This window comes from Candidatus Pacearchaeota archaeon (genome assembly GCA_038874355.1).
Lineage (GTDB): Archaea > Nanobdellota > Nanobdellia > Pacearchaeales > GW2011-AR1 > JAVZCO01.
Genome location: JAVZCO010000001.1, coordinates 502,768 through 515,790, shown reverse-complemented (window position 1 = coordinate 515,790; position 13,023 = coordinate 502,768). Strand labels below are relative to the sequence as shown.

The 13,023-nt window shown below is 25.5% G+C and carries 16 protein-coding genes and 1 tRNA gene; 7 read left to right on the top strand and 10 right to left on the bottom strand.

Annotated features, from left to right (window positions below; genetic code table 11):
* Positions 1 to 83: 83 nt before the first annotated feature.
* The 3 genes from QW117_03120 to QW117_03110 are packed head-to-tail and all read right to left on the bottom strand — an operon-like array spanning position 84 to position 2,776.
* Positions 84 to 983 (bottom strand): M48 family metallopeptidase, encoded by a 900-nt coding sequence (locus QW117_03120; GenBank protein ID MEM3405933.1) that lies wholly within the window; start codon positions 981 to 983, stop codon positions 84 to 86.
* Between the two features lie 34 nt (positions 984 to 1,017).
* Positions 1,018 to 2,241 (bottom strand): DUF2334 domain-containing protein, encoded by a 1,224-nt coding sequence (locus QW117_03115; protein MEM3405932.1) that lies wholly within the window; start codon positions 2,239 to 2,241, stop codon positions 1,018 to 1,020.
* A gap of 4 nt (positions 2,242 to 2,245) precedes the next feature.
* A complete protein-coding gene (locus QW117_03110; GenBank protein MEM3405931.1) occupies positions 2,246 to 2,776 on the bottom strand; it encodes a hypothetical protein in 531 nt (176 codons plus the stop codon).
* A 75-nt stretch (positions 2,777 to 2,851) separates the two neighbouring features.
* Here QW117_03110 and QW117_03105 point away from each other — a divergent pair, with 75 nt between their 5' ends.
* Complete coding sequence (locus QW117_03105) at positions 2,852 to 3,190, top strand: GNAT family N-acetyltransferase (GenBank protein ID MEM3405930.1); 339 nt, start codon at positions 2,852 to 2,854, stop codon at positions 3,188 to 3,190.
* Positions 3,191 to 3,401: 211 nt separating this feature from the next.
* Here QW117_03105 and QW117_03100 read toward each other — a convergent pair whose 3' ends face one another.
* The gene (locus tag QW117_03100; protein MEM3405929.1) at positions 3,402 to 3,956 is read right to left on the bottom strand and encodes a LemA family protein; all 555 of its coding nucleotides are present in this window, start codon (positions 3,954 to 3,956) and stop codon (positions 3,402 to 3,404) included.
* 101 nt (positions 3,957 to 4,057) lie between these two features.
* On the opposite strand from QW117_03100, the gene QW117_03095 reads away from it, so the two are divergent.
* From QW117_03095 to QW117_03070, 6 genes are all read left to right on the top strand, one after another.
* Entirely contained in the window at positions 4,058 to 4,240 is a 183-nt protein-coding gene (locus tag QW117_03095) for a ferredoxin (protein MEM3405928.1), read from the top strand.
* Between the two features lie 49 nt (positions 4,241 to 4,289).
* On the top strand, positions 4,290 to 4,610 hold the full coding sequence (locus QW117_03090; protein ID MEM3405927.1) for a hypothetical protein: 321 nt from the start codon (positions 4,290 to 4,292) through the stop codon (positions 4,608 to 4,610).
* Positions 4,611 to 4,640: 30 nt separating this feature from the next.
* Positions 4,641 to 5,813, top strand: coding sequence for a cysteine desulfurase family protein (locus QW117_03085; GenBank protein ID MEM3405926.1), 1,173 nt, complete (start codon positions 4,641 to 4,643; stop codon positions 5,811 to 5,813).
* An 11-nt stretch (positions 5,814 to 5,824) separates the two neighbouring features.
* Positions 5,825 to 6,604, top strand: coding sequence for a TIM barrel protein (locus QW117_03080; GenBank protein MEM3405925.1), 780 nt, complete (start codon positions 5,825 to 5,827; stop codon positions 6,602 to 6,604).
* Between the two features lie 45 nt (positions 6,605 to 6,649).
* Positions 6,650 to 6,722 (top strand) — tRNA-Glu (locus tag QW117_03075).
* Between the two features lie 26 nt (positions 6,723 to 6,748).
* Complete coding sequence (locus tag QW117_03070; protein ID MEM3405924.1) at positions 6,749 to 7,429, top strand: PD-(D/E)XK nuclease family protein; 681 nt, start codon at positions 6,749 to 6,751, stop codon at positions 7,427 to 7,429.
* A 254-nt stretch (positions 7,430 to 7,683) separates the two neighbouring features.
* Here QW117_03070 and QW117_03065 read toward each other — a convergent pair whose 3' ends face one another.
* The 6 genes from QW117_03065 to QW117_03040 form a co-directional block, all read right to left on the bottom strand.
* Positions 7,684 to 9,042 (bottom strand): restriction endonuclease subunit S, encoded by a 1,359-nt coding sequence (locus tag QW117_03065; protein ID MEM3405923.1) that lies wholly within the window; start codon positions 9,040 to 9,042, stop codon positions 7,684 to 7,686.
* A 1-nt stretch (position 9,043) separates the two neighbouring features.
* Positions 9,044 to 9,517 carry a hypothetical protein gene (locus QW117_03060; GenBank protein ID MEM3405922.1) on the bottom strand — a complete coding sequence of 158 codons (474 nt, stop codon included), beginning with the start codon at positions 9,515 to 9,517 and terminating at the stop codon, positions 9,044 to 9,046.
* A complete protein-coding gene (locus QW117_03055) occupies positions 9,507 to 9,716 on the bottom strand; it encodes a hypothetical protein (GenBank protein MEM3405921.1) in 210 nt (69 codons plus the stop codon). Before QW117_03055 ends, QW117_03060 begins: the two co-directional genes overlap by 11 nt.
* A gap of 1 nt (position 9,717) precedes the next feature.
* Positions 9,718 to 11,502, bottom strand: coding sequence for a restriction endonuclease subunit M (locus QW117_03050; GenBank protein MEM3405920.1), 1,785 nt, complete (start codon positions 11,500 to 11,502; stop codon positions 9,718 to 9,720).
* 352 nt (positions 11,503 to 11,854) lie between these two features.
* The gene (locus QW117_03045; GenBank protein MEM3405919.1) at positions 11,855 to 12,292 is read right to left on the bottom strand and encodes a hypothetical protein; all 438 of its coding nucleotides are present in this window, start codon (positions 12,290 to 12,292) and stop codon (positions 11,855 to 11,857) included.
* Positions 12,293 to 12,361: 69 nt separating this feature from the next.
* Positions 12,362 to 12,979, bottom strand: coding sequence for a rhomboid family intramembrane serine protease (locus QW117_03040; protein ID MEM3405918.1), 618 nt, complete (start codon positions 12,977 to 12,979; stop codon positions 12,362 to 12,364).
* Positions 12,980 to 13,023: the final 44 nt, after the last annotated feature.

The window sequence follows — 13,023 nt, the reverse complement described above, 5'->3', positions numbered from 1 at the left end:
ATAAAAACTTTCTTTCATTTTACTTTTTAGTTATAAATAAAATAAATATAATTTGGGTTTATTTTCATTGTCTTAAATTATCTTTACATTGATTCTAGAATTCTTATTCTTTCATCTATTGGCGGGTGTGTTTGAAATAGATTTATTATTCTTTGTTTTGCAGGATCAGAAATAAACATTGGAGCAACAGCTTTATTTACATTTAAAGGTTTTGAATCATTTTTTATCTTTTTCAAGGCATTTGCTAATCCATCCGGATATCTTGTTATTTCTACTGCTCCTGCATCTGCCATGTATTCTCTTCTTCTTGAAATAGCAAGCTGAACTAATTTAACTATGATTGGAGCGAGAATAGCTAAAATTATCCCTATAATAAAAAAAATGATATTCCCCCTTTCATTTCTGTTTCTATAATGAGAAGAATAAAACAAACTTCTTATAAACATCTGTGCTAATATCTCTATTAATCCAACTACAACAGCAACAATTGTAACAAACCTTATATCATAATTTTTTATATGACTTAATTCATGTGCTATAACTCCTTCTAATTCATCTTTATTTAATTTTTCTAATGCCCCTGTTGTAACGCAAACAACAGCATTCTTAGGATTTCTTCCTGTTGCAAAAGCATTTATTGCTTGTTGTTCCATAATATAAACTTTAGGCATTGGCAAACCAGAAGCTAAAGTTAAACCCTCTACCATATTATAAAGATATTTATATTTTTCTCTTGAAGCTTCTTTTGCATTTACACTCCATAAGGAAATTTGCGCAGAAAAATAGTAAGTAAGCCAAATGTAAAATATAGAAAATAAGGAAAATATAGTCATGAATATAAAAAAATCAGCTTTAATTATCTTTCCTATAAGGTATCCTAAAAAAATTAATATTAAAAAAACAAATAAAAGCAATAATATAGAATTTCTTTTATTTCTTGATATTTGATCACGGAAATCTATATGCTTTACTTTATTTTTCATTTTAAAAATAAAAATTATAAATTTTTAAATTTAATCATATTATAATTTTTCTATTATTTAAATCTACACTTCCTTTTTTTATCAAAGCATTATTAAGATATATTTCATATTCTTCCACATTGTTATTTAAAATATCTATTGTTAAACCTTTAATTTTTTCTTTATCAAAAGAAGTTTCTAATTTTATTTTTAAAGTTTTGTTTTTTATAGAAGTTTCTGCATAAATATCCTCTCTTATTAACCACCACATAGCTATTTCTCTTAATGTTGTTCTCCAAACCTCTTTATCTTTCTGATATTGTAAAAATTTTTCAAGCAAATTAAAATTTTTTTCTTTCATTATTTTTTGAATATGGCTTAAAAGTATAAAAGCCCCTTCTTTATCATAATATTCATTAAATCTTTTTACCAATATCTTGTATCTATTTCTTTCAAATACAGGAACTTTTGTTTCCCAAAAAAAATCTCCATTAGTAATAATTTCAAGTAAAGATAATTCATTAATATGAAAAGGATAAAACAAAGATTCTGCTACTCTTTTATTATTCATTAATATCCAAGGAGATATTCTAATGCTAGAATCATATAAAAATTTTTCTTCGTCTAAAATTTTAAGAGTTTTTTTATCAATACCAAAAGCAGGAGCTCTAAAACCATCTATTTTAAAATTAGCATTATTTAAAATATCTAATCCCAATATTATTTTCTTTCTTTGTTGTGAATATGGATAATCTAAAAATTCTTTAAAATTATTTTTTATTAATAAGGACTTTCTTCTTGATACATGAGTTAAACCGTGTTGTGCTATTTCGTTACCTCTTTTTTCTTGTTTTTTTAAATAAAGAGATAACAAACTTTCTTTTTTTATTTTATATGTGTTAGAATAAAAAGGAACAATGAAAAGTGTTGATTTAACATTGTACTTATCTAGAAGATTAATAATTTTCCTTAAATCAGAAATTTCTGTTGTAGCATTAATATCATCTATAGTAAAAACAAAAGCCACTTTTTTATTATTAGGCCATAATCCTATTTTAATATTATTATCTTTTTCGAATAAAACTGCCGGACCAAATAAAATATTTCTGTAATAGAAGAAAAAAATGTAAATTAAAAGAAAGAAAAAGATAATCAAAGGAATAAAAAAGTATGGATTAAAAAATAAATGTTTATAGTAAAAAAAAGCAAGAAAAAAAATAAATATAAAAATCAAAGAGAAAAAAATCGTTTTTATTTTTTTTGTTAGATTAAAAACCATTTTATTACTTTTTATATTTCTTTGATTTTTTATTTGAAGATTTTTTATTTAATTTTAAAGAAAGATATATTATAACTATTGTTAATAAAAAAGAAAAAATAAACTTGGTTGTATTACTTAGATAATTAAACCCTCTTGAAAAAGCATTAATAATAAGCAAAATACTCGCTGCAATAATTCCAGAACTTATAATTAGAAAGTTTAACAAAAAGTAAGAAATAGTTAATAATAATAAAACTAAAATAATTACAATAATAAAAAAATTATTATTATATCTTTTAATTTCTTTGTCATATTCCTTATAGCATAAATCTATCTTTTCTATATATTCTTTATTAGATAAAAATTCTTTACATTCTTTTACACTTATGCTTTCATTACATCTCTCTATATCAATAATATTATTAAAAACACTTTTATCACAAAAATCTTCATATTGCGGCTGAGGATAAAATAATTGTATGCTTACTAAAATTAATATAAATATAGATACAGCGATTGCTATTCCTAATAAAAAATTTAATATTTTTGCCATCTTTATATTATATAAAATTTATATTATAATAAAATAAAAAAGATTTATAAACTTATTCTAAAAATATTCTATATAATGAAAAAAATAGAAAATGAAGTAAAAGATATTAAAAGAAAATTAAAAGATTATAATATAAGTATAAAACTTCTAAATCAATATGCTTTACAATTAAAGACATCAGAAGATAACCCTTTGTGGTTAAGAGCAAATTTTTATTATGCAGATAGATATGAAATTCTTAATTTGGTTATAGATAAAAAATATAGAAAAAAAGGTCATGGAAAAAAACTTGTTTCTATTGTAGAAGATTTTGCTAGATTGTTAGGAATAAATAAAGGAGTTATACCAGTTAATCAAGAAAAATCCTTTTGGGAGTGTATGGGTTATAAAAACGGAATAAAATATTTGAGTTAAATAATTGAAATAAAATAGTTTAAATATAATAAAATTATTTTAATTTTAGATGTAACAATAAAAAATATTCTTAATCAAAACTTGGAATAAAAGACATTTTGTTTTTGATAATTAAGAAATTTATAATAAAATAATATTTATTCAACAATTATTTAATGATAAATAATAAATTATTTGGATTTAGTGTATTTATAAAAAAAGAATATTTCTTTTAAAATTTAACCTTAACAGGTTTTCTTTCTTCTTCCTCTATTTTTAAATAAGGAAGTTCTTTTCTTCCATATAGATTAGCAAAGAAATTTCCAGGAAAAGTGCTTCTTAAGTTGTCATATTCTAAAATAGAATCATTATAAAATTGTCTTGCATATGCTATTTTGTTTTCTATACTTGAAAGCTCTTCTTGTAGTGATTTAAAATTCTCACTTGCTCTTAATTGAGGGTATTGTTCTCCTATTGCAATAATGCTTTTTAATGCTTCTTGTAATTGATTTCCTGCTTTTACTTTGTCGTTTAAAGATTTTGCAGAAAGCAAAGCTTTTCTAGCATTTGTTACTTCTGAAATAACTTCTTTTTCATGTTTTGCATATCCTTTCACAGTTTCTATAAGATTAGGTACTAAATCTGCTCTTTTTTTAAGCTGCACATCTATTTGAGCAGCAGAGTTTTCTATTCTGTTAACAAGTATAGCAAATCTATTATAATAAGAAATAAACATGATTATTACTAAAACAACTAATACAATTAAAACCCAAAATATCCATAGCATAATCAAAAGATAAATTTTTAATTTATAAATTTTTCCATTCTACTGCTTTTTAATATAAAAATTTTAGAATAATTTAAAAATATAAAAAAATTAATAAAATTATGGTAACAATAAAAATAGATTCTAAAAAATGTATTGGATGTGGTGCCTGTGAAGCAATATGCCCAATAACTTTTAAAATAAAAAATGGAAAAAGCACAATAAAAAAACAACCAAAAAAAATAACTTGCGAAGAAGAAGCAGCAAATTCTTGTCCTGTTCAAGCAATAAGAATAGAAAAATAGAAAATTCAGCTTTCATAATAATTGAAATAAGTTTATTAAAAAGATAAAAATGAAAAAGAAAAAATTAAAATTAAAAGGTGTTGGAATAGGAATTGCAAGAGAAGAAGACTTATCAAAAACATTTGCTCATTTAAAAAGAATTACTCTCAAAGAAGCAGAGGAGAATAAATATAAGTTTTTAGGTGGTGGAGCAGGTACAAGTTTTGAACATTGTTGTTTTATGGGATTAAAATATTGCAAGGATTTTAGAAAAAAGGCAAAATATTATGTTGTAGTTAGTGATATTAAAGATACAACTGAAAATGCTATTAAAAAATTAAATCAAGGAAAATGTGTGGTTATAAGATTTTATGGAGATAGAAAAAAATAAATTTATCTTTAAAAAATAAAAAAGAGGAAAATGTCAAAAAAAGAAATTTATTTAGATAATGCCGCAACTACTAAAGTAGCAAAAGAAGTTTTAGAAGAAATGATACCTTATTTAAAAGAAAAATATGGAAATGCTTCTTCTTTACACAAAAAAGGAGAAGAAGTAAAAAAAACTTTAGAAGATGCAAGAGAAATTATAGCAAAATCCATAAACGCAAAATCTTCTGAAATAATTTTTACTTCTGGCGGAACAGAATCAAATAATTTTGCAATAAAAGGATTAGCTTTTTCTTATCCTGATAAAAAACACATAATAACAACGAAAATAGAACATTCATCTATTTTAAATGTTTGTAAATGGTTAGAAGAAAATTTTAATTATAATATTAGTTATTTAGATGTAGATAAAGAAGGTTTTGTTAATCCATTAGACTTAGAAAAAGCAATAACAAAAGAAACTTTATTATTTTCATGTATTCACGGAAATAATGAAATAGGAACAATACAAAATATAGAAGAGTTAGGAAAAATATGTAAAAAATATAATATTTTTTTTCATACAGATGCATGCCAAAGTTATACTAAAGTTTTAATTGATGTTAAAAAACAAAACCTTGATTTAGTTACTTTAAATTCTCATAAAATTCATGGACCTAAAGGAGTAGGTGCTTTATATGTAAAAGATGGAATTAGAATTACACCTCTTCTTCATGGAGGAGGTCAAGAAAAAAATTTAAGAAGTAGCACAGAAAATATTGCTTCTATAGTTGGTTTTGCAAAAGCATCACAAATCATAACAAAAAAAGACATAGAAAGAATGTCAAAATTGAGAGATTATTTTATTGAACAAATAGAAAAAAATATTCCTAATACAAAATTAAATGGGCCTAGAGGAAAAAATAGATTATGTAATAACATAAACATATCTTTTTTAGGTGTTGAAGGAGAAAGTATTGTAAGTTCTTTAAATCTTTACAATATTTATGTTTCTACAGGCTCTGCTTGTTCTTCTAATACTCTTAAACCAAGCCATGTTTTAAAAGCAATAAACTGCAGCGAAGAAGAAATTGCTAGTGCTATTCGATTTAGTATAAGCAAATACACAAAAAAAGAAGAAATTGATTATACATTAAAAATTCTAGAAAAAGTAATAAGAAGTTTAAGAAAAATATCTCCTTTAACAAAATTTATAGAAAAAAAATAAAAGAAGAATAAATGGAAATAAGATTCGGTCCAGCAGGTTTAGGAAGTGTAAAAGAAGCTATTTCTAATCTAGAAGAATATAATAAAGCAGGAATAAAAGCATGTGAAATTGCTTTTACATACGGTGTTTATATAAAAAAGGAAGAAGATGCTATTGAAATAGGAAAAGCTGCAAAAAAGTTTAATATAAAATTAACTATACATGCTCCTTATTGGATAAATCTTAATAGTAATGATAAAAAAAAGATAGAAGAAAGCAAAAATAGAATTTTAGAATGCTGTAAAATAGGATCATATTTAGGAGCAAAATTAGTTGTTTTTCACCCAGGATTTTATGGTAAAGATGATAAAAAAACAACTTACGAGAATATAAAAAAAGAAATTATAAAATTACAAAACATCATAGAAAAAAATAAATATAAAATAAAATTAGCACCAGAAACCACAGGAAAAATAAATGTTTTTGGTTCATTAGAAGAAATATCATTATTAGTTAAAGAAACAAAATGTTCTTTTTGCTTGGATTTTGCTCATATTCTTGCAAGAGACAAAAAAATAGATTATAAAAGAATAGAAGAATTGTTCCCACAAAAAGAATGGCATTGTCATTTTTCTGGAATTGAATATGGAGAAAAAGGAGAAAAAAACCATAAAATAACACAAGAAAATGGAATAAAAGAATTATTAAAAAATTTGCCAAAACATAAAAATATAACAATAATAAATGAATCTCCTTTACCTTTTGAAGACAGCATAAAAATGATAAAAGTTTATAAAAATTTATTTAATTAATCATTTAAGATAAATTTAAAAATAAAATTTTTCTATTCTTTTTATGCCCCTTTCGTCTAGAGGCCAAGGATAGAGCCCTTTCGAGGCTCTGACCCGGGTTCGAATCCCGGAGGGGGCATAATTCTAATAATAAATAATAAAACTATGCCATTCAAATTATCACCATCTGTTTTGAACTTAATGCAAGAATGTCCTAGATGCTTCTGGCTTCATTTTCATGGAAAGCAAAGGCCATTGGCAATTTTTTCCTCTCTTCCATCAGGCATGGATTCTATATTAAAAATACATTTTGACAAGTTCATGGAAAAAGGAATATTGCCTCCTGAATTAAAAAGAGAAAAAGAATGTTGTAATTATAAATTATTTGATGATGAAGATTTATTGAGAGAATGGAGAAATTCTCGCAAAGGATTATGGATAGAAGATGAAGATGGAAATATATTACATGGAGGAATTGATAATTTACTTGTTAATAAGAAAAATAACAAAATAATTGTTCTTGACTATAAGACAAGAGGATTTCCATTAAAAGATGAAACAGCAAAACATTATCAATTGCAGATAGATATTTACAATTTTCTTTTAAGAGAAATCGGTTATGAAACAGAAGATTTTGCTTTTTTGTTATTTTATGTTCCAAAAGAAGTTGCAGAAACAGGAGAAGTAATATTTGATACTCAATTAGTCAAGATGAAAGTTGATATTGATAATGCTAAAAAAACATGGGAAAAGGCAATTAGATTATTAAACGGAAAATGCCCGTTAAAACACAAAGACGAACAAGGCGAGATTTGCGAGTGGTGTGAGCTGATGAGCGAGGAATAGAAAGGGTTAAAAAATACAAAACTAAAAATAATTTAGAGGGGGTAGGCCTTAGACCGAACTATGAACTCAAAATTACTTCGTAATTTGCCACGCCCCGCGGGCTTTCACTTTGTTTATGGCGTGTAACAACGATTAAGATGGAAAATCTTGCGAATAATTGCATATGTTAAGTGAAATTAAATTTTAGTGGCACGAATAAAAAGGAGACAATTTTAATGAGAATGAAAAACAAAGAAGGGGGGACGAAAGAAAACCTAACCTAAAATAATCTTTTCAACTTCCTGCTTTGCTTTTTCTAATTCTTCTTTAGCTTCTTTCTGTAATTGTTCTGCTTTCTGAATTCTTCTTTTTACTTCATCAGCGATTTTGTTCTGAATAGAAAGAGGTGGGAGGGGGATTTTGAAATTCTCAATAGTTTCAATAGTAATGTTTCCTTGAATTGCTCCTATTTTTTCTCTTTCGGTAAGTAGTTTTTGTAATTTTGTATTGAGCCATGCAGAAATATAATTTTTATTTATTTTATCATTTAAGCAAAACTTAATCATAAATGAGCCAAAAGCAAAACCTTCTGCTTCTTTTGGCACAACTGAAACCATACCAACAGTTCCACTTCTTGAAATCAACAAGTCACCTTCTTTTACAAACGCATTTCCTAAATCTTTTTTCATTGTTTCTGGAAGTTTGACAATATCTTTTAAATCAAATTTATTAGGTTTCAAATTCATTATTCTTAATAATGGAATGCCTTCATTAACATATTCATTTTTTACAGATGCGCCATAATGTATTTTTGTAATAAACTCTTTCAATTCTCTAACCTCATACTTCCCCCTCTTTATCGCTTTCTCAACTTCCTCAAACTTTGGCTGATAATAATAAGCATCTATCCTTTTGCCTTTTACATCATCACTATTCACAACATAAACCATTTTATCCTTTAATTCAGGCATCTTTATACCAAGCTCATCAAGAACATAATCATTGATTGAATCAAGAAGTTTTTGGGCTTCCGCTTCCTTGGATTTTTTAGATTGATAAGCTTTGTCCATTAAAGCAACGATACGGTTTTGAGTTTCTAATGATAAAATTGGAATCAATAAATCTTTTATGGTATTTGCATTAAATTGTGGCTGTGCTCCTCCTTTAACTAACATCTTAGCTTGATTTTTGAAATATTTTGTTTGAAAAAAATAAAATAAAAATTTTGGATTTACTTTTTTATCTTTTAATTTAATTCTAATGAGATATCCCGCAAAAACGGCTTCCAAATTTTCGTTAAAATAAAAAGATTTGCCAAATGTAGCACCAATTCTTGCTATTAAAATGTCTCCTTTAGTTAATTTATAATTCGAATATTCTGGTTTATAATTTAAATATGCAATTTCGTCTTTTTTTAGTAAACCTTCTTCATCAATATCAGTTATTCGAATATAGAAAATATCTCCTTTCTCTTTAGCAGTTTCATTAAGTCCATATTGAAAACTTGCAATATCACCTAATTTTTCTATTTTTTTAGATAACAAAATTCTTTTTAGTTCTCTAAACTCCGGCTTATAATAAAAAGGGTCCAATCTTCCCTCGATTTCATTGCTCATTACTGTAAAGCATTCCATCTTATAACAAACTCCATAAGATTATTATCAGTTTAAGTAATATTAAGATACTTACAATTAAAGAAAGCCATTTGAATCTGATTATCCATTTATCATAATGTTTTATTTTTTCTTCTATTTCTTTAGGAAGTTTTACTTTAATTTTGAAAAGTTTTATAGTTAAGAATATTGATAATATGAAAGATATAGATACCAAAGTTATAGAAATGGGTGAATCTTTGTAAATTGGTTTTTCGACTTCTAAAATCTTTTCTACAGGAACTTCTACAGTTTGATTATTACAAATTTCTAATTGCTCAGACAAATTATTTATGGTATTTTGATATTGAGAACAATCACAAGCAGGGCAATTTTGTTTGCCTATTTGTGAGATAACTCCTAAAATTGCTCCTAATAAAACTAATAAAATGGGAAAAACTAATATAAATTTGATTATTTCTTCCCAATCTCCTATTTGTCCTTTTTTATTTTTCATTTTTAATTACACCTTTCATTTTTTTGTTGAAAAAAAATATTATAACGAGTATACCTATTCCAGTAAGAAGGATATAAAAAATTAATAATATAATATTTTTTTCAAAATAATTATATAAAAAATCAAATACAGAAGATATTGCTAAAATGAATGTTAAGCCAATTATAGATAATTGATTTATTTGTTCTAATTGCGTCATTCTATCCTCCTTTATACCCTTTTGGATTTTTCTCAAACTTTCTGTATTCTTCTAAGATTTTATCTAAATCATTAATTGGGTCTTTTCTGCCTGTTGCGTCATAACCAATATGTTCAGCTATTGCCATGAAGATAGGATAATTTCCTAATTTTTCATTTTCTTTTTTCTTTCTCACAAATACAAGAGAGGATTTTACTCCTGCTCCGAAATGAGTAAATGCAAACTGAGGAAGTGAAACAACTGCTAATATTTGTGATTTTTCCATTAAGAAATCTCTAACATATTGTAATGATGAATTTGTTAAAATTCCGTCAGGCAACACTATTGCCATTTTTCCATTTGGTTTTAAGAAATCAAGACATCTTTCTATAAATAATATTTCTGTTTTTTGGTTTTTCTTTCCTTTGCCTAACTCGTATTTGTCTAGATAATCTTTTTCGCTGGATTTTACAACAGCTCCAAACGGGGGATTAGTAAGCAAAATATCAAACTGGTTTTTCTTAAACCCTTTGTGTATTTTTGTGATTTCATCAATGTTTCTTAACGAATCTGTTGATATAATATTTGTGTGTCCATCGTCATGAATTATCATGTTCATCTTGCAAACACGGGCTATTTGGTCGTTTATCTCAATTCCATAAAGATTATTCATGGCAAACTTATGCCAATGTTCCCATGCTTCTTTCTCATCATAGTTTGTTTCTGCAAATTTCCGTATTTTATCAAGAGCATTAAGCAAGAAACCACCTGAGCCGCAAGCAGGGTCTATTATTAAATCTTCTCTTGTTGGATTCATCATCTCAACACAGAAATTTATTATTTCTCTCGGTGTAAAGAATTGCCCCATTTTTCCTTTAAAGAAATCTTCCATAAACCTCTCAAAAGCCACGCCTTTGGTGTCTAAATCAATCTTATTTATGGCTAATTCCTGTAAATGCTCAACAACATTATAAACGACTTTCGGCTCTAATCTTATATCTTCTTTAAAAACTTCTGCGTCTTCTTTTTTGGCTTTTTGATAAATTGCATTTATCTTATTAAAAATTTCTTCCGCTGATTCATGCGTTCCAATTTGAAAACTATATGCTTCTCCTTTCTTTGTTGTTTTTTCATCCTTTAGTTTACAAAAAAGGAGTTTAGAAACTTCGTCAAAAGCTGTTGTAGGCGCTAATTTCCCGCCTTGCCAAACAGTATCATGAGATTTCTCTAATGCTCTGATTAGTTCCTCTCTGGAAACTTCTTTTAATTCTTTGCCTTTTTCTCCTTTTATGAATTTGTATTTTGGCGTTTTTCCATATTTCTTTGGAATATCTGAAATAACATTTTTCTCTCTTTCACTTGGCTTAAAACCTGCAACATCAAAAGCGGTTTTTGTAATACCTGCAACAACCGAAGCAAACTTTGCCCTTAAACTGTTTGCATTTCCAAACGCTTGCTCAATTGCTTGCTTAAATTCTGCGTCTGTAATTCCATCTTTTTTACATTCAATAACAAGATATTCTGCCCCTTCTTCATCATAAACGACAATATCTGCCCTATCCTCAGGTGTTCTTCTTGGAACAGTAACTTCAATATCTATATTTTTAGCAGGATAATCATAATCTAAAACAAGCTCACAAAAATAAGAAGCCCTTACTTTTTCTTCTGGATTTTTAAAAGAAGTAGAATAATCTTTTTTACAGAAATAAGTTATTTTTGAGCCATCGCTTTCTACTTTTATAATCCCTTTGTCTATTCCTCGCTGTATGTTTCTTTGAAAAATAGAATCATGATTGTCTTTATTCATTTTCTTGTCTCCTCTTTAAGCTGCTCTTCCATCATAATCTCAACTTGACGAGATATTAATAAACCCTTCTTTTTGCAAAACTCTTTATACTTATCATACAAATCGGAATTAACTCTCAATGTAATATTTTTTGATTTCATTTCAACCCCTAACTAATATAAATATGTACATTTGTATATAAATATTACTGTTTTCCCCCCACAAGCTCGCCCTTCGGGCTCGCAAGATTTATAATATTTTATTTTTGCTTGAATATAGAAAGAATATTAATGTGACTCGCTAACTTTTAACAATTCTAAATGTTTTAATTTATTTTGTTTACTTAAGATTATTTTAGTTATTATCTTTTTTCTCACTTAAAATTCAATTCTTTTCTAATTATATTTAATCCTAAGACACAGTCTTCAAAATTTTTATGGATTAAATATAAACTTTTTTGATATGGAGATTCATGTAAAGAAGAAACGTAATACAATCTTTTTCCTAAAAAAGAATAAAAGCTTATTGATTTTCTTTTTTTAAAATATTCTGAAAAAAATCCGAGACTAAATAATATAGAATCTGCACAATTTCTAATAATATTATAAGAATTTATATTTTCCATTTCTGCAAGAATAAGATTTTCTATTTTAAAATTTCTTAAATTACTAATTTTTTCTTCTTTAACAAATTTAATAAGCATATTAGTTATATAAAAAGTTAAATCTTTTTCATAAAAACTAAAATTTCTAAAGTTTTTTTCTACATTATCATAAAAGAAAAATTCTAAGTTTTTATAATCATAAATCATTTTTAAAAATGGAAAAAAGATTTTTTAAAAATTATTAAAATTTAAAATATATTTTAATCTTTTAAATATTTATTTAAAATAATAATCTTCCCATAATCTTATTTCTTCTTCTGGAATATTTATTTTTTCTATTTTTATTTTATTTCTTTTGTTATTATTTTTTAATCTAAATACTAAACCAAAAATAAATCCAAATAATATTCCAGATAAATGAGCAATATGTCCTATATTATCTATAGGATTAAAAATTCCAATAATACTCAAAATAATCCAAATTATTGCAGCAAAAAACATTGGCATAGGTAAAGAAAAAACCCATATCGTCATTAATGGGCGAATTATAGTTAAAGTTCCTAATATTCCATAAATTGCTCCAGATGCTCCGAGAGAAGAGTTATAAAAATTTACTGTAATTAAATTTGTTAAAATCCCAGAAACAAAAAAAACAAAAAGAAATTTTTTACTTCCAATTAGACTTTCAAGAATCAATCCAAACATAATTAATGCAAATAAATTAAAAATTAAATGTTCAAAATTTCCATGTAAAAAAATAGAAATAACAAATCTATATGGTTGAATAAAACTTTGTTGATTTAAAATAAAGGCATTTGTAAAATTAGGAAAAACGAATTGAAAAATAAAAAAAACTATACACACTAAACTTAACCATAAAGATATAAATTTCATGTTTATTTAAAAACAATAATATTTATAAACTTGTTTTATCGTTT